Source organism: Rhodococcus cercidiphylli, from assembly GCF_033042225.1.
Taxonomy (GTDB): domain Bacteria; phylum Actinomycetota; class Actinomycetes; order Mycobacteriales; family Mycobacteriaceae; genus Rhodococcoides.
Genome location: NZ_JAWLKE010000002.1, coordinates 115,046 through 129,746 on the forward strand (window position 1 = coordinate 115,046; position 14,701 = coordinate 129,746).

The following is a 14,701-nucleotide window of genomic DNA, read 5'->3' on the forward strand; positions in this document are numbered from 1 at the left end:
CCTAACTGGGTCGCAGGGTCAGAATGCGCGGCCCGTCCTCGGTGACGGCAACGGTGTGTTCCCAGTGCGCGGATCGGGATCCGTCGGTGGTCACGACCGTCCACCCGTCGTCGAGAATGTCGGTGTCGTACGTTCCGAGGGTCAGCATGGGCTCGATCGCGAGGGTGGATCCGACCACCAACTCCGGCCCCTTGCCGGGCGCACCCTCGTTCGCAAGGAACGGGTCCATGTGCATTTCACGGCCGATGCCGTGACCGCCGTATCCGTCGACGATTCCGTACTTGCGGCCGTGTGCCTGCTCGGCCGCGTGGGTTCCGGATTCGATGGCGTGCGAGACGTCCGTGAGCCGGTTGCCGGGAAGCATCGCGGCGATACCGGCTTCCATCGACAGCCGCGTCGCCTCGCTCAGCATCGCATCGGCCTCGATGATGTCGCCGACACCGAACGTCCACGCAGAGTCTCCGTGCCAACCGTCGAGAACTGCCCCACAGTCGATGGACACCAGGTCGCCTGCGACCAGCAGCTCATCCGCCGACGGAATGCCGTGCACCACACGGTCGTTCACCGACGAGCAGATGCTGCCGGTGAAGCCGTGATACCCGAGGAACGACGGCACAGCGCCGGCGTCGCGAATGACCGCCTCGGCCACTCGGTCCAGCTCGAGAGTCGAGACACCGGGTACCGCCGCTGCCCGAACGGCAACCAGAGCAGCGCCGACGACCGCACCGGCCGCAGCCATGGCGTCGAGTTCGCCTGCGCTGCGGAACGGCACGACCTTGCGTTTACGGCCGAACGCCATTACTTGCCGTGGTCCTCGATGGACTTCAGCGCGCGAGCGTTGACCTCGTCCACCTCACCGATCGCGTCGACCGTCACGAGTTGACCCTCGTAGTAGTCGAGCAGCGGCGCGGTCTCGTCCCGGTACACCTTGAGTCGGTTCCGGATGACGTCTTCCTTGTCGTCCTCGCGTCCACGCGAGAGCATGCGTTCGACGACGACGTCCTCGTCGACGGCGAAGGAGAGTACTGCGTCGAGCTCGGCGTTCAGATCCGCCAGGATACCGACCAGCGCCTCGGCCTGACCCACCGAACGCGGGAAGCCGTCGAGCAGGAAGCCGTTCACCGCGTCGGGCTCGGCGAGGCGACTGCGGACCATGTCGATGGTCAGCTCACTGGGAACAAGGTCGCCTGCATCGAGGTACTTCTTCGCTTCGAGTCCGAGCGCCGTCTTCTCACCGATGTTCGCGCGAAACAGGTCGCCGGTGGAGATGTGCGGAACGCCCAGCTTCTCGGACAGGAGGACGGCCTGGGTGCCTTTGCCGGCACCGGGGGGACCGAGCAGAACAAGTCTCACTTGAGGAACCCTTCGTAGTTACGCTGCATCAGCTGGCTTTCGATTTGCTTCACGGTATCCAAGCCCACGCTGACCATGATCAGAACGGCGGTGCCGCCGAACGGCAGGTTCTGTCCTCCACCCGAACTTCCGATGTCGAGGAACAGGTTCGGGAGCACGGCAATGGTGCCCAGGTAGACCGCACCCGGCAACGTGATGCGACTGAGGACGTAGTTCAGATAGTCGGCGGTCGGCTTGCCCGGACGGATGCCCGGGATGAACCCGCCGAACTTCTTCATTTCGTCGGCGCGCTCTTCGGGGTTGAACGTGATCGCCACGTAGAAGTACGTGAAGAAGACGATCAGACCGAAGAAGATCGCGATGTACACCGGGTTTGCGGGGTTCACCAGGTACTCGTTGATGATGCGCTGCCACCAACTCGGGTCGACCGCGGTGCTCGCCGAGGTGAGCTGGGCGATGAGGTTCGGCAGGTACAGCAGCGAGGACGCGAAGATCACCGGGATGACGCCGGCCTGGTTGACCTTGAGCGGAAGGTACGTGGACGAGCCGCCGTACATCTTCCGACCGACCATGCGCTTGGCGTACTGGACGGGAATTCGGCGCTGACCCTGCTCGACGAAGACCACGCCGGTGATGATCAGGAACGCTGCGAAACAGACGAAACCGAACACCAATCCGCCGCGGCTCTCGAGGATCGAGTTGCCCTCGGACGGGATACGCGAGGCGATTCCGGCGAAGATGAGCAGCGACATGCCGTTGCCGACGCCGCGCTCGGTGATGACCTCACCGAACCACATGACGACGGCTGCACCGGCGGTCATGACGAGCACGATGATGACGAGGCCGAAGATGGACTGGTCGGCGATGATGTCCTGCTGGCAGCCCTGAAGCAGCTGGCCGCGCGAAGCGAGTGCCACCAGGCCGGTCGCCTGCAGGATGGCCAAGGCGATCGACAGATAACGCGTGTACTGCGTCATCTTGGCCTGCCCCGACTGGCCCTCCTTACGGAGTTCCTCGAACTTCGGGATGACGACGGTGAGCAGCTGCACGATGATGCTGGCGGTGATGTACGGCATGATGCCGATCGCGAACACCGAGAGCTGAAGGAGCGCTCCACCGGAGAACAGGTTGATCAACGAGTAGATGCCCGCCGAGTCTCCACCGGAGACCTGGTCGATGCATGCTCGGACATTGGCGTAGTCGACGCCCGGCGACGGCAGCGTGGCACCGAAGCGATACAGGGCGACCAGACCGAGCGTGAAGAGGATCTTCCGTCTCAGGTCAGGAGTCCTGAGGGCCGACACGAAGGCGGAAAGCAAAGATCCTCCTGGCACGACTGCATTGACGCTGCGAGTACTTCGTCGGGAGCGCAAACCGGTGCTCCCGTGAGCCTCACGAGCATGGACTGCAAGCGACATGCGTCGCCCGCATCGAAACGAACTTCTGTGAACTCTAGAACTCTAACAGTGCGTATCGAACCGCCCGACGGTCAGTGTTGGACCCCGTCCGTTCGGTCGACCACGGCACGTGGTGCCGAGGCAACGATGGCCGCAGCTCAGCTGCGAGAGCTGTGGCTGCGGCCATCGTCACGAACTGCTGGTCGATGCACTGCTACTCAGCACATCGAACCGATGCTCATACCTCGGTTGCAGAACCGCCGGCAGCGGCGATCTTTTCCTTGGCGGAGCCCGTGAACTTGTTGGCCGAGATCTCGACCTTCACGGTCAGGTTTCCGTCGCCGAGAACCTTGACGGGCTCGTTCTTGCGAACGGCACCCTTGGCGATGAGCTCGGGGATACCGATCTGACCGCCCTCGGGGAACAAACGCTCGATGTCGCGCAGGTTCACGACCTGGAACACGACACGGTTGCGGTTGGTGAAGCCCTTGAGCTTCGGGAGCCGCATGTGGAGGGGCATCTGGCCACCCTCGAAGCGTGCCGGCACGTTCTTGCGTGCGCCGGTTCCCTTGGTACCGCGACCTGCGGTCTTGCCACGCTTGCCACCTTCACCACGGCCGACGCGAATCTTCGTCGACTTGGATCCGGCTGCGGGGCGCAGGTGGTGCAGTTTGATGGTCATGGTTAGACCTCCTCAACAGTTACGAGGTGGCGCACCGTGTTGACCAGTCCGCGGTTCTGCGGGTTGTCCTCGCGGACGACCGTCTGGCGGATGCCCTTGAGCCCGAGAGTACGCAGGCTGTCACGCTGGTTCGCCTTCTGGCCGATGGTGCTCTTGATCTGGGTGACCTTCAGCTGAGCCATTACTTCACCGCTCCTGCCTGTGCGCGTGCGCGCAGCATTCCGGCGGGTGCAACCTCTTCGAGGGTCAGGCCGCGGCGAGCCGCAACTTCCTCGGGACGCTGCAGACCCTTGAGGGCTGCGACGGTCGCGTGCACGACGTTGATGGCGTTGTCGCTACCGAGCGACTTCGACAGCACGTCGTGGACACCGGCGCACTCCAGCACGGCACGCACAGCGCCACCGGCGATGACGCCGGTACCGGCGCTGGCCGGACGCAACATGACGACGCCTGCTGCGGCTTCACCCTGGATGGGGTGCGTGATGGTGCCGGCGATCATCGGGACGCGGAAGAAGCTCTTGCGAGCCTCCTCGACACCCTTCTGGATGGCCGCGGGAACTTCCTTGGCCTTGCCGTAGCCGACGCCGACCAGTCCGTTGCCGTCACCGACGATGACGAGGGCGGTGAAGCTGAAGCGTCGACCACCCTTGACCACCTTGGAGACGCGGTTGATCGTGACGACCTTCTCGATGAAGTTCGACTTGTCCGCAGCGTTGCCGCCACGGCCGTTGTCACGACGGTCACGACCGCCACCGCGGTTGTCGCCGCGCTGGTTGTTGTCGCCACCTGCGTTGGGGCCACTGTTCTGTCCGGCGGGGCCGCTTCCGCCGTCACGCCGTTGACGTCCCGGCATCAGGCTGTCCTTCCGTTGTCAGTCATTGTCATCATCAGAACGTCAACCCGCCTTCACGGGCTGCGTCTGCGAGTGCCGCGATGCGGCCGCTGTAGTTGTTGCCGCCGCGGTCGAACACGACTGCCTCGACGCCGGCTGCCTTCGCGCGGCTGGCGATGAGCTCGCCGACCTTCGCGCTGACGGCCTTCTTGTCGCCCTCGAGGGCGCGCACATCTGCTTCGATGCTCGACGCGCTGGCCAGCGTGTGGCCGGCGAGGTCGTCGATCAACTGCACGTGGATGTGACGCGAGGACCGGTTGACGACCAAGCGGGGACGCTCGGGCGTGCCGGAGATCTTCTTGCGAAGGCGGAAGTGACGACGTGCCTTCGACAGGCGACGCTTCGTCGAGACGTCGGTGCCACGCGGAGTGCGCTTGACGACGTTCGCCTTGTCTGCTGTTTGCTGGCTCATATCACTTACCCGTCTTTCCGACCTTGCGGCGGATCACTTCACCCTCGTAGCGGATGCCCTTGCCCTTGTACGGGTCCGGACGCCGCAGACGACGAATGTTGGCAGAGATCTGACCGACCTTCTGCTTGTCGATGCCGACAACGGTGAATCGCGTGGGCGACTCGACCGTGAACGTGATGCCCTCGGGTGCTTCGATCAGCACAGGATGGCTGTAACCGAGTGCGAACTCGAGGTCCTTGCCCTTGAGTACGACGCGGTAACCGACGCCGTGAATCTCCATCTTGTTGGTGTAACCGTTGGTGACACCGGTGATGAGGTTCGCGACGAGAGTGCGCGAAAGTCCGTGCAGTGCACGGCTCTTGCGCTCGTCATCGGGCCGGGTGACGGCGATGGTGCCGTCGTCGGCGCGAGCGATCTGGATGGGCTCGGCGACCGTCAGGCTCAGGGCACCCTTGGGGCCCTTGACCGCAACGTTCTGGCCGTCGATGGTGATATCGACTCCAGCGGGGACCGGTACCGGCAATTTTCCAATACGTGACATGGTGGTGGCCTCCCCTACCAGACGTAGGCGAGGACTTCTCCGCCCACACCCTGCTTGGCCGCCTGACGCTCCGTGAGCAGACCTGTGGACGTGGAGATGATCGCCACGCCCAGGCCGCCGAGAACCTTGGGCAGATTGGTGGATTTTGCGTACACCCGGAGACCGGGCTTGGAGACGCGTCGCACGCCGGCGAGGCTGCGCTCACGGCTCGGGCCGTACTTCAGATCGACGATGAGGGTCTTGCCCACCTCGGCGTCTTCCGTGCGGTAGTCGGAGATGTAGCCCTCGCGCTTGAGGATCTCGGCGATGTTCGCCTTGAGCTTCGAGTGGGGAAGCTTCACCTCGTCGTGGTACGCCGAATTGGCGTTGCGCAGACGGGTCAAGAAGTCTGCAATTGGATCGGTCATCGTCATGGTGTGACCTGTGCACCTTTCTCGCAGCGGTTCCCATACAGCACGCGCGAGCTGGTGCCCCTGGATTCTCGAGAACCCGGCGGGCCTGGCTCGTCACATCGTGGGCCTACAACGAAGTGAACATGTCCTGACCGACTGTTGCCGGTCAGGGGTTGCGCTCCAAGCAATGCATCGCTGCACTGCCAGGTGTTTCGAGCTTCCGCATTTCGACGCTGACGTACGGAGAACTCGAGGTTGCGTTTCCATTGCAAGGACTCGCGTGCAGGCACGACGAAGCCCGGGCAACCGCTCTAGTGTAGGGAACCGGGTGCCATTCTCAAAATCGGTCGTGGTAGAGCTCGAGCGGCACCATGCCAGTAGGACTCGCGAGACACAGCCGTGTTCGTCGGTTCGGTGCAGTATTCTTTCGACATCATTTCATCGCTCCGGGGGGTTCGATGCGCACAACCGATTCCGTTGCCAGGACGGTCGACGTCCCACCATGGCCGGGTTCGTCCCGCACGACGCAGTGAAAGCCGATCCCGATCGGATCCGCCGTGCCTCTGCTCGGATGTCCGGCCTCGCCGACGTGTTGTGGGATGACATCGATCTCGTCCGTCTCGCCGTGGAGGAATTGCTGGAGACCTCCTGGACAGGCGCTGCGGCCGATTCCCATGCAGTTCTATGGGCGGAGTGGGTCGATTCGGCTCGGAAGATATGCGGCGCGCTCACCGAGGACGCGTGGCTGCTCGATGGCATTGCGACCGAATACGCCGCAACGGACAACGTGATCGATGAACACGTGGTGGATTCCGGCCTTCGGTTGGACCGTTGACGGCGCGCTACGTCGCCGACGTCGAACAGATTCTCGCTCTTGTCGATCGCGCACACATAGTTGGAGCCACGATCGAATCGGCTGTCGCCGAAGTGGAGCGCGAGGTGAACGATCTCGGCATCGAATGGGAGGGCGAAGCGGCTGAGGCTCACCGCTCGAAGCACGAGCTGCTCCGGCAGGAATTGAACGATATGCGAACCGCGCTCGCGCAACTCGGCACGCTGGCGCGAGGCGCCCATGATCGCTACCGCGCAGCCGTCGACCACAACAAGCGAATGTGGCCCCGATGGCCCCGATCAGCGTCGACCCGCACATCCTCGCCGATGCGGCCTCCCAGTACAGCAGCGCCAAGACCATCTCGAGCGGCGCGATAGCGGAACTCGCCGCGGAACTCCACCGGAACTGGGGCTGCGCAGGCACCGACAACGCCGGAAAGTCTTGGGCAGACAGCTACGATTCCGCGGCATTCGACGCAGTCACCGCGGGGACCGACATCGCGAATGCGTTCGGCAAGCTCCACGACCTGCTTGCAACAACCGGTGTCAACCACGCCAACGCAGAGAATGCGAACACCGTTCCGCCGACACCGCCGCTGCCCGCTCCCCCACAACTTCCTCATACGAATACACCGCGGTTCAACGGTTCCTACGGCTGCGATACCGACGCCCCGATGGGGTGGGGGCTGATCACGCGATGGCTACAGGGCCACATGTGGCCCAACGGTGACCCGGAGAAGTTGCGGGGACTCGGAAGCGCGTGGCGCACCGCCGCCGAAGAGCTGAGACGAGCGAGCGATTCCACGAACTCCGCGTGGACCGACATCGAAAAACTTGCCTCCGACGAATTGCCGCAGGTCCTCGCCCAGATGGACGGCGTCTACAGCGCTGCGCACAACGTCGCCGACCAATTCGACACTCTCGCGAGCGCTTGCGGCGAATGGGCGTCGACCATTCAGGACGCTCACCAGAGCGTCATCGATATCGTGGGAACCGCCATCGTTGCCGGCACGATCGCCGGTGCAGTTGCCGGCTTCTTCACCCTCGGCGTGGGAACAGTCGCCGTTACCGGCGCGACGGGAAGCGCCATCGCCGGAAGTGTCATCGCCGTCCTGACCGGAGTGGAAGCGGCGTCCGCAATTGCCGTCGGTGTCACCGTGGCAACCGGGGCGGCGGCCATTGGAATTGCATCGGACGTGCAACCGCTCCTACAAGCAAGTCCGACCACCTTCAACGCGAACACCGGCGGAGGAAATTGGCACTACAACCCTCCCCCGGCTGATCGACGGCTTCCTGGCTTTCCTGATGCCAAACAGACGAAGCCGTTGAATAATCGACCGCGTTGGACTGACAACAGAGGAAATATTTTGGAGTGGGACTACCAGCACGGAGCTCTCGAAAAATACACGAAAAACGGAAAACACCTAGGCGAGTTCGACCCAGTAACGGGCGACATGACCAAGGGGCCAGTGCCCGGCCGAAAACCAGGGAGATGACAATGTGGTACTTGGACGCGTACGAGAACAAATCTGAACTTCTTGCAAAAAGCTATCCGCTTCAGGGTGCAACCAGCACGACTATTAAAGAATTGATCGGGACAAATGAAGAAAGCGGACCGATCGAAGCCGCAATGCACGAGGTTGCGCCCGCAGACTTACCCAGATTCGCCAGATATATTGATGGCGAGCTGCTGATCGACCTCGGCTGTACATACTTCGTAGGCCTTTTCGCAGACTGACTAAAGGAGAAGGAAATCTGGTACTTGCAAGAATTCGATGATGAAACCGAGTTGGGAACAGAAATACACCTTCTTCGCGACATGACTGTCGAATTCGTCAAACGCACGCTCCAGATCGATGACAGCGACTTCGAACTACCCGTTGCAGTCGGCCAGAACGACGTTCCGGCGGAGAAGATACCCAACTTTGCTCGGTTCATGCAAATACCGTTCGAGGCGAAGGAGAATCATTCGTACGAAGTCTCGTTTCTTGCCGAACCGAAATAGACTTCACACTCCGCCGCCATGGCCGGTAAGCAAGAAGTAGCGAGACGGCATGTGGTATTTGGAATCTATAATAAACGAACCGATACGATCGCACACAGCTACCTCCTGACTGCTATCACCGGAGACGAAATCAGAGAACTGATTGACGTCGACGAAAGTGAACTTCCCCTAGAAATGGGACCATATCCAGTCGCATTGGCCGACGTGCCGAAGTTCACGCGGTACATCGAGGGCGATTTCAGGATCAGCTCCGATAATGAGTACTTCATAGGCCTGTTCACCGACTGAGGAAGGGCAGTCTGGCACCTGGAGACCAGCTGTAACGCGACTGAAAACCGGCCCGAAATTCACGTGCTCGGGAACATGACTGTCGACATTCAGAATCTGTCATTCGGCACCGGACATCACAACGCGCCCTGACACGGTCCGGAGGTTCAGATGCAGGCCTCGCGCACTCTTCAACCCTGTTCCAATGTCGTCCGTGAGACTCACGTCGCGGCGACTCCGCCCTGCGCTCAACCGCATAGACGATGAAGCGCGGCAATCGCTCAGTTCCCGCGCAGCCCAGCCATTTCGCAATCCGCACACCCGGTTGGACACCCGAACTCCCACTTCTTCGCTAACGTCGGACCATGACGGACTCGAAGGCAGTCGACATCGACCATCTCACCCACTCGCTGCGCGACCGCAACATCGCCGGGGTGACCATCGGCTGGGTCGACAACAACGGCATCGTCCGATCGCGCACCGTGCCCACCGCAGAATTGACGGCAGTCGCACGTCGCGGAGTGGGAATCACCGCGGTGTTCGCCGTATTCGATTCGCACGACGGGATCACGTTCGCCCACGATGGACTGTCGACCCCGTCCGGCGATGTGCGGTTGATTCCGGTGATCGACAACGCGTCGAGCGTAGTAGCGCTCGCCGGCCAATCGGGGCTTGCCTGGGTACACGGCCGGCAGCTCTCAGCAGACGGCTCTCCCTGGCCCTACGATCAGCACGCGGTTCTCGAGCGTCAGGTGCAGAAGGCGTCCGATGCCGGATTCGAGGTGCGGGCCGGATTCGAGATCGAGTTCGCGCTGACTCGCGAATCGGACGGCCTGTCCGCTCATCGCGGACCTGCCTACTCCGCGAACGCAGTACGTGATGTCGACGAATTCGTCGTGCAGCTGCTCAACGCGCTTGCCGCGAACGGTCTGAATATCGGCCAGATTCACGCCGAGTACGGCGCTTCCCAGATCGAGATCGCGCTCAGTCCACTCGATCCACTCGCCGCGGCCGATGCGCAGATCCTCGCGCGGCAGACCATCCACTCAGCGGCACGCGCTCTGGATCTGCGGGCCAGCTTCGCTCCCCTGCCGTCGTCGAGCAGTGCAGGCAATGGTTGGCATCTGCACACGTCGCTGGTCCGCGACGGTCGGAACGCACTGACCGGTGACGGAGAGCACGGATTGTCCGACACCGGGCGGTCCTACATCGCAGGCCTGGTTCGAGAACTGCCGGGACTCACGGCCATCACGGCACCGAGTTCGGGATCGCTGTTGCGTCGTCGACCCGGCTACTGGGCCGGTGCCTTCGGGTTCTGGGGCGTCGAGAACCGGGAGGCTGCAGTGCGGCTCGTACCGTCGTCGCCGCTCCTCGGTCCGAATCACACCAACGTCGAGTTGAAAGCGTGCGATGCGTCCGCCAACCCGTATCTGGCGCTGGCCGTCACGATTGCGGCCGGCCTGTCGGGAATAGCGGATTCGGCCCAGTTGCCGCCACCCGTTCAAGAGGATGTGGGCGGCTGGGACGACGCACGTCGTGAGGCCGCGGGTATCTCCCCACTCGCGACGACCCATACTCAGCAGCGGGAGAACCTGCTGTCATCCGAACTGGTCGCGAACGTGTTGGGCGAGGATCTTCTGGGAGCGTTCGTTGCGTGCCGGGACGCCGATGCCGCGTGGGCGGAGAGTCACACCGAGGACGAACTGCTCGAGTCGTTGCGCTGGATCTACTGAGATGCTGCGACGGTTCCCTGGCGCAGGTGCAATCGTCTCGTCACTCGATCGTGTTCTGCCGCAACCGGATCAACTCTGCGGACCGTTCTCGGCATCGGTAGCGTTGACCGCTGTTCTCGACGAAGACGCACCGGATGTCACGGCACTCGCGGTCGCATCGGGATCCGCGATCTGGCCGATCGAGGTCGAGTCGGCGCGTCCCCCTGGATCGCCCCGGACCACCGACGGGTGGGATGTACTGCCGAGGGCTGCATCGATCGATGCAGCCGGGACCACAGCAGCAGGTCTCGCGGCGGGCATCGAGACGGCGACCGACCACCGTGTTTCCGTTGTTCCGATCAGGGGACCCGGTGCCGGGAGACTGCGTCTGTTTCTTTCCCGCCTCGCGGACGCGCAGTTCCGATTCAGCGTGCTGGCGAATGTACATACTGCAGAGTTGACCGAATTCGATTGGAACGTAGGGCATTTCGTGACCGTCTGGGGATTCGACCCAGCCGAGGACGGAGTAGCGATTGCCGACACCTATCGAGAACTCGGAGACCCAACTATGCCACCCGGATGTAGGACCGTCTCCGCCGATGCTTTCGCGTCGGCGATGTCCGAACGTGGCCTGCTCGTGATCGTCGAGAGCGATGATCGCGATGCCGCACTGGCTCTGACCCGATCGCTCGATCTACGACACGACGTGTGGTCGGTATGAAGCTCCGGGCCTGAGAAACACGAAATGGGCGTGGGTTCCCCGAGAGGAACCCACGCCCATCAGCGTGGTGTGGTGAAGCCCGAGGGCCTCAGATCACCAGGAGCTCTTGCGAACTCCGGGAAGCTCTCCGGCGTGTGCCATCTCGCGCACGCAGATACGGCAGAGGCCGAACTTGCGGAACACGGAATGGGGACGGCCGCAGCGGTTGCAGCGAGTGTATGCACGCACCGCGAACTTCGGCTTCTTGTTGGCCTTGTTGACCAATGCCTTCTTCGCCATGGACTCAGTTCTCCTTGAACGGGAAGCCGAGGTGCTTGAGCAGCGCGCGGCCTTCTTCGTTGTTGGTTGCGGTGGTTACTACGGTGATGTCCATGCCGCGCGGACGGTCGATCTTGTCCACGTCGATCTCGTGGAACATCGACTGCTCGTTGAGGCCGAACGTGTAGTTTCCGTTGCCGTCGAACTGCGTGCCCGAGAGGCCGCGGAAGTCCCTGATTCGGGGAAGGGCAATGGAGACCAGACGGTCGAGGAACTCCCACATGCGGTCGCCACGGAGGGTGACGCGTGCGCCGATGGGCATTCCTTCGCGCAGCTTGAACTGTGCGATGGACTTGCGAGCCTTGCGGATCTCCGGCTTCTGGCCGGTGATGGCAGCGAGGTCGGCAACTGCACCGTTGATCAGCTTGGCGTCACGGGCGGCGTCGCCGACACCCATGTTGACGACGACCTTGACGATGCCGGGGATCTGCATGACGTTCTCGTATGCAAATTCGGTGTTCAGGGCGTCTTTGATCTCGGCGCGGTAGCGCGCCTTGAGGCGGGGCTGTTCGCCCGCGATGTTTTCGGTGGTAGTCATCTCAGATGTCCTTCCCGTTCTTGCGGGAAACACGAACGCGCTTGCCGGATTCCTCATCGGTCCGGTAGCCCACGCGAGTGGGGTTTCCGTCCGAGTCGACCACTGCGACGTTCGATACGTGGATCGGGGCTTCCTGAGTGACGATGCCACCCGAGGATGCGCCGCGCTGGTTGGCGGAGACCGCGGTGTGCTTCTTGATGCGGTTCACACCCTCGACCAGAACCTTGGAGTCAGCGGGGTAGGCCTGAATGACCTTGCCCTTGGCACCCTTGTCCTTGCCTGCGATCACGAGAACGGTGTCGCCCTTGTGCACCTTCATTTACAGCACCTCCGGGGCGAGCGAGACGATCTTCATGAACTTCTTCTCACGCAGCTCACGGCCGACCGGGCCGAAGATACGAGTTCCACGGGGATCGTTGTCGGGCTTGATCAGCACCGCAGCGTTCTCGTCGAAACGGATGTACGAGCCATCCGGACGGCGACGCTCCTTGATGGTGCGGACGATGACGGCCTTGACGACCTCACCCTTCTTGATGTTTCCACCGGGAATGGCGTCCTTCACCGTAGCTACGATGATGTCGCCGATTCCGGCGTAGCGACGTGACGAACCACCGAGAACGCGGATGCAAAGGATTTCCTTCGCGCCCGTGTTATCAGCGACGCGTACTCGCGACTCCTGCTGAATCACTAACTTCTCCTTGACCTGGATGTACGTACGTGCCGGATTTCCGTCCCGACACGCGCGGTCGGCTGCCGAGAGCGGGCGCACGAAGACACACCGCTGCCACAGGCAACCGGTCAAGTGTAGGGGAACGGCCCCTCGGGTTCCAAATCGCCATCGCGCGAGCACCGGCCGCCGCTTGCCGACCCGGAACTCTCGGTACGGTTTCGGGGATGGGACATCTTCGGATCAGCGGGGCGCGGCGATGACGTCGACGGGCGACGGCGGCCACTGGTGGTCGAGTCTGCCACTGGATCGGGTCGTCCGACTGCACGGTGCCACCGAGCGTGAACTCGCCGAGTCCGTGAACCCTCTGCCGTCCGACGCGCCCTCGATCGTGTTCTTCGCGGTCGATCCGGCGACGGCGAATCGTGCCGCCGATCTCGTCGATGCGGTGGTGGCAGAACTCGAGAACGCTGCAGTCGACTCGGCTCCGCTGTTGCTCACGGAGTTCGACCATCAGGAAGACTCGTCGACGTTGCATCGACGCGCTGCACGCGCCGCCGCTGTGCGGCTCGCCGGCGACACAGCGCACTTCGGTCCGTATGTCGCGGCACTCGCAGATGCCGCAGTCGCGGGGCGGTCGCCGCGTCGAACCGCATTCACCGTCGAGACCCGAGCAGCAGGGTCGGCCCGAGTACTTGCCTCCGCGCAGCACAGAAGCACTGCTGCCCTCGTGTTGGTCGTGCCCGTCGGAACGGACGCCGGAGTCGTCGCGGGAGCAGCGGAATGGTTGTGCGCCCACGCCGGGGCAGGGGTCTGGGTGACGGGCGACGGGGCGTCGAGCGTGGACCGATTCCCGTCGGTCTCGGTACGTGCGCCGGAAGTACCCGACGGCGTCAGCACGGTCCTCGATCGATTCCGGCCGCTCAGCTATCCCCCGATCGCGGGTCACCCCCACCCGGCGAGCGAACCCGAGAAGCGTCTGTGCCGCGCGCTGGACGCCCATGACTGGGCCACCGGGCGTGAGCACAACCGCTCGATCCGGCTCGACGAGCTCAGCCGACCGTTCACGGTCGACGTACTGTGGCGCACCGAGAAGGTCGTGGTGGAAATCGACGGAAACGAGCACCGGGCAGTCGATCGGTTCGCCGAGGACCGCGTCCGTGACAACCAGCTGCAGACACACGACTACATGGTGTTGCGCTTCACCAATGCTCAGGTGATCGACGATCCGCAACGTGTGGTCGCTACCATCCGCGAGGCAGTATCGAGAAGACGATCGAAGGGGGATCCTCGATGAGCACCGAAGACCTGAACGGGACCGAAGTAGCAGTGCTGCTCGTTCTGATGGCCGAAGCAAGTCCGGTAAAGAACTCTGTACTGAAGACGCTCGGTCCCAACCTGGAGAGGCCATCCCGCGACAAGCTGAAGGACCTGGGCCTGATCGAGGTGAATAGGTCCGTCAGCCCGATGACTCTCGAACTGACCGACAAGGGTTGGCGCACCTGCGGCGAACTCATCGGCGGTGAGCCACCGGCCCGGTCGGCGGGAGCAGGAAAGGCCATGTTCACCGTCTTGGCCGGGTTGCGTCGGTGGCTCGACCGCACCGACAGCCGTCCGGCAGACGTGTTCTCGCCCCGCGGAGACGAGGCTGCACCCGACGAACCTGCAATCGACGAGAAGGCCGTCGATTCCGATACCGTCGACATCGAAGCCTCGATTCGCGCGGCGTATGCCCGGATCGCGCGCGAACCCGGCAGCACCGTGCGACTCTCGCGCCTGCGAAACGAGTTGCGCGACATAACCAGAACCGATCTGGACGACGCCCTGGCGCGTCTGCGTCGTGCGGCGGATGTCTCGCTGATACCCGAAGAAAATCAGAAGACACTGACCGACGAGGAACGAGCCGCGGCCGTCATCGTCGGCAATCAGCAGAACCACCTTCTCTCGATCGAACCATGATGGGCGTTGAGTCG

General features: G+C 62.9%; 23 protein-coding genes. 10 read left to right on the top strand and 13 right to left on the bottom strand.

Going from position 1 to position 14,701, the window contains the following annotated elements; all coding sequences use genetic code 11:
• Nucleotide 1: 1 nt before the first annotated feature.
• The 9 genes from map to rpsH all read right to left on the bottom strand — a co-directional run bounded on the left by map (nt 2) and on the right by rpsH (nt 5,690).
• The gene (map, locus tag R3P95_RS04285; RefSeq protein ID WP_032397529.1) at nt 2–799 is read right to left on the bottom strand and encodes a type I methionyl aminopeptidase; all 798 of its coding nucleotides are present in this window, start codon (nt 797–799) and stop codon (nt 2–4) included.
• Nucleotides 799–1,353, bottom strand: coding sequence for an adenylate kinase (locus tag R3P95_RS04290; protein WP_094639134.1), 555 nt, complete (start codon nt 1,351–1,353; stop codon nt 799–801). Before R3P95_RS04290 ends, map begins: the two co-directional genes overlap by 1 nt.
• The gene (gene secY, locus R3P95_RS04295) at nt 1,350–2,672 is read right to left on the bottom strand and encodes a preprotein translocase subunit SecY (protein ID WP_032397531.1); all 1,323 of its coding nucleotides are present in this window, start codon (nt 2,670–2,672) and stop codon (nt 1,350–1,352) included. The genes R3P95_RS04290 and secY overlap by 4 nt, the downstream gene beginning before the upstream one ends.
• A 316-nt stretch (nt 2,673–2,988) precedes the next feature.
• Nucleotides 2,989–3,432, bottom strand: a complete 444-nt coding sequence (gene rplO / locus R3P95_RS04300) for a 50S ribosomal protein L15 (protein WP_032397532.1) — start codon at nt 3,430–3,432, stop codon at nt 2,989–2,991.
• 2 nt (nt 3,433–3,434) lie between these two features.
• Nucleotides 3,435–3,614, bottom strand: a complete 180-nt coding sequence (gene rpmD, locus R3P95_RS04305) for a 50S ribosomal protein L30 (protein WP_008718256.1) — start codon at nt 3,612–3,614, stop codon at nt 3,435–3,437.
• Nucleotides 3,614–4,285 carry a 30S ribosomal protein S5 gene (gene rpsE, locus R3P95_RS04310; RefSeq protein ID WP_032397534.1) on the bottom strand — a complete coding sequence of 224 codons (672 nt, stop codon included), beginning with the start codon at nt 4,283–4,285 and terminating at the stop codon, nt 3,614–3,616. Before rpsE ends, rpmD begins: the two co-directional genes overlap by 1 nt.
• Nucleotides 4,286–4,319: 34 nt before the next feature.
• A complete protein-coding gene (gene rplR, locus R3P95_RS04315) occupies nt 4,320–4,736 on the bottom strand; it encodes a 50S ribosomal protein L18 (protein WP_032365631.1) in 417 nt (138 codons plus the stop codon).
• Between the two features lies 1 nt (nt 4,737).
• Entirely contained in the window at nt 4,738–5,277 is a 540-nt protein-coding gene (rplF, locus tag R3P95_RS04320; protein ID WP_032397535.1) for a 50S ribosomal protein L6, read from the bottom strand.
• Between the two features lie 14 nt (nt 5,278–5,291).
• Nucleotides 5,292–5,690 carry a 30S ribosomal protein S8 gene (gene rpsH / locus R3P95_RS04325; protein WP_008718266.1) on the bottom strand — a complete coding sequence of 133 codons (399 nt, stop codon included), beginning with the start codon at nt 5,688–5,690 and terminating at the stop codon, nt 5,292–5,294.
• Between the two features lie 481 nt (nt 5,691–6,171).
• Between rpsH and R3P95_RS04330 the strand changes: the two genes are divergently transcribed.
• The 8 genes from R3P95_RS04330 to R3P95_RS04360 all read left to right on the top strand — a co-directional run bounded on the left by R3P95_RS04330 (nt 6,172) and on the right by R3P95_RS04360 (nt 11,205).
• Complete coding sequence (locus tag R3P95_RS04330; RefSeq protein WP_068051353.1) at nt 6,172–6,504, top strand: WXG100 family type VII secretion target; 333 nt, start codon at nt 6,172–6,174, stop codon at nt 6,502–6,504.
• Nucleotides 6,501–6,878 carry a WXG100 family type VII secretion target gene (locus R3P95_RS26100; protein WP_394855386.1) on the top strand — a complete coding sequence of 126 codons (378 nt, stop codon included), beginning with the start codon at nt 6,501–6,503 and terminating at the stop codon, nt 6,876–6,878. The genes R3P95_RS04330 and R3P95_RS26100 overlap by 4 nt, the downstream gene beginning before the upstream one ends.
• A complete protein-coding gene (locus R3P95_RS04335) occupies nt 6,791–7,996 on the top strand; it encodes a colicin E3/pyocin S6 family cytotoxin (protein WP_317547387.1) in 1,206 nt (401 codons plus the stop codon). Before R3P95_RS26100 ends, R3P95_RS04335 begins: the two co-directional genes overlap by 88 nt.
• A 2-nt stretch (nt 7,997–7,998) precedes the next feature.
• Nucleotides 7,999–8,238, top strand: coding sequence for a DUF7683 domain-containing protein (locus tag R3P95_RS04340; RefSeq protein WP_317547388.1), 240 nt, complete (start codon nt 7,999–8,001; stop codon nt 8,236–8,238).
• Between the two features lie 24 nt (nt 8,239–8,262).
• Entirely contained in the window at nt 8,263–8,505 is a 243-nt protein-coding gene (locus R3P95_RS04345) for a hypothetical protein (RefSeq protein WP_317547389.1), read from the top strand.
• 18 nt (nt 8,506–8,523) lie between these two features.
• Nucleotides 8,524–8,793, top strand: a complete 270-nt coding sequence (locus R3P95_RS04350; RefSeq protein WP_317547390.1) for a DUF7683 domain-containing protein — start codon at nt 8,524–8,526, stop codon at nt 8,791–8,793.
• Between the two features lie 344 nt (nt 8,794–9,137).
• On the top strand, nt 9,138–10,505 hold the full coding sequence (locus R3P95_RS04355) for a glutamine synthetase family protein (protein WP_317547391.1): 1,368 nt from the start codon (nt 9,138–9,140) through the stop codon (nt 10,503–10,505).
• Nucleotide 10,506: 1 nt separating this feature from the next.
• The gene (locus R3P95_RS04360; protein ID WP_317547392.1) at nt 10,507–11,205 is read left to right on the top strand and encodes a DUF6885 family protein; all 699 of its coding nucleotides are present in this window, start codon (nt 10,507–10,509) and stop codon (nt 11,203–11,205) included.
• Between the two features lie 93 nt (nt 11,206–11,298).
• Here the strand turns inward: R3P95_RS04360 and R3P95_RS04365 are convergent, their stop codons facing one another.
• Genes R3P95_RS04365 through rplN form a run of 4 tightly spaced genes read right to left on the bottom strand, consistent with a single transcriptional unit; the run spans nt 11,299 to nt 12,749 of the window.
• Nucleotides 11,299–11,484, bottom strand: coding sequence for a type Z 30S ribosomal protein S14 (locus R3P95_RS04365; RefSeq protein ID WP_008718273.1), 186 nt, complete (start codon nt 11,482–11,484; stop codon nt 11,299–11,301).
• A 4-nt stretch (nt 11,485–11,488) separates the two neighbouring features.
• Entirely contained in the window at nt 11,489–12,061 is a 573-nt protein-coding gene (gene rplE / locus R3P95_RS04370) for a 50S ribosomal protein L5 (RefSeq protein ID WP_008718275.1), read from the bottom strand.
• Nucleotide 12,062: 1 nt separating this feature from the next.
• Nucleotides 12,063–12,380: a 50S ribosomal protein L24 gene (rplX, locus tag R3P95_RS04375; protein WP_008718278.1), complete on the bottom strand. Its 318-nt coding sequence runs from the start codon at nt 12,378–12,380 to the stop codon at nt 12,063–12,065.
• Nucleotides 12,381–12,749, bottom strand: a complete 369-nt coding sequence (gene rplN, locus R3P95_RS04380; protein WP_032397538.1) for a 50S ribosomal protein L14 — start codon at nt 12,747–12,749, stop codon at nt 12,381–12,383.
• Between the two features lie 238 nt (nt 12,750–12,987).
• On the opposite strand from rplN, the gene R3P95_RS04385 reads away from it, so the two are divergent.
• On the top strand, nt 12,988–14,025 hold the full coding sequence (locus R3P95_RS04385) for an endonuclease domain-containing protein (RefSeq protein WP_317547395.1): 1,038 nt from the start codon (nt 12,988–12,990) through the stop codon (nt 14,023–14,025).
• Nucleotides 14,022–14,687, top strand: a complete 666-nt coding sequence (locus R3P95_RS04390) for a hypothetical protein (RefSeq protein ID WP_068051373.1) — start codon at nt 14,022–14,024, stop codon at nt 14,685–14,687. The genes R3P95_RS04385 and R3P95_RS04390 overlap by 4 nt, the downstream gene beginning before the upstream one ends.
• Nucleotides 14,688–14,701: the final 14 nt, after the last annotated feature.

Excerpts from the sequence above, each read along its gene's own strand:
- rplX (WP_008718278.1), bottom strand. The coding sequence starts at position 12,380 with ATGAAGGTGCACAAGGGCGACACCGTTCTCGTGATCGCAGGCAAGGAC.
- R3P95_RS04350 (WP_317547390.1), top strand. The coding sequence starts at position 8,524 with ATGGCCGGTAAGCAAGAAGTAGCGAGACGGCATGTGGTATTTGGAATC.
- R3P95_RS04365 (WP_008718273.1), bottom strand. The coding sequence starts at position 11,484 with ATGGCGAAGAAGGCATTGGTCAACAAGGCCAACAAGAAGCCGAAGTTC.
- R3P95_RS04360 (WP_317547392.1), top strand. The coding sequence starts at position 10,507 with ATGCTGCGACGGTTCCCTGGCGCAGGTGCAATCGTCTCGTCACTCGAT.
- rpsH (WP_008718266.1), bottom strand. The coding sequence starts at position 5,690 with ATGACGATGACCGATCCAATTGCAGACTTCTTGACCCGTCTGCGCAAC.
- R3P95_RS04340 (WP_317547388.1), top strand. The coding sequence starts at position 7,999 with ATGTGGTACTTGGACGCGTACGAGAACAAATCTGAACTTCTTGCAAAA.
- rplF (WP_032397535.1), bottom strand. The coding sequence starts at position 5,277 with ATGTCACGTATTGGAAAATTGCCGGTACCGGTCCCCGCTGGAGTCGAT.
- R3P95_RS04385 (WP_317547395.1), top strand. The coding sequence starts at position 12,988 with ATGACGTCGACGGGCGACGGCGGCCACTGGTGGTCGAGTCTGCCACTG.
- R3P95_RS04335 (WP_317547387.1), top strand. The coding sequence starts at position 6,791 with ATGGCCCCGATCAGCGTCGACCCGCACATCCTCGCCGATGCGGCCTCC.
- map (WP_032397529.1), bottom strand. The coding sequence starts at position 799 with ATGGCGTTCGGCCGTAAACGCAAGGTCGTGCCGTTCCGCAGCGCAGGC.
- R3P95_RS04355 (WP_317547391.1), top strand. The coding sequence starts at position 9,138 with ATGACGGACTCGAAGGCAGTCGACATCGACCATCTCACCCACTCGCTG.
- rpmD (WP_008718256.1), bottom strand. The coding sequence starts at position 3,614 with ATGGCTCAGCTGAAGGTCACCCAGATCAAGAGCACCATCGGCCAGAAG.
- rpsE (WP_032397534.1), bottom strand. The coding sequence starts at position 4,285 with ATGCCGGGACGTCAACGGCGTGACGGCGGAAGCGGCCCCGCCGGACAG.
- rplR (WP_032365631.1), bottom strand. The coding sequence starts at position 4,736 with ATGAGCCAGCAAACAGCAGACAAGGCGAACGTCGTCAAGCGCACTCCG.
- R3P95_RS04330 (WP_068051353.1), top strand. The coding sequence starts at position 6,172 with ATGGCCGGGTTCGTCCCGCACGACGCAGTGAAAGCCGATCCCGATCGG.
- R3P95_RS04390 (WP_068051373.1), top strand. The coding sequence starts at position 14,022 with ATGAGCACCGAAGACCTGAACGGGACCGAAGTAGCAGTGCTGCTCGTT.
- rplO (WP_032397532.1), bottom strand. The coding sequence starts at position 3,432 with ATGACCATCAAACTGCACCACCTGCGCCCCGCAGCCGGATCCAAGTCG.
- rplE (WP_008718275.1), bottom strand. The coding sequence starts at position 12,061 with ATGACTACCACCGAAAACATCGCGGGCGAACAGCCCCGCCTCAAGGCG.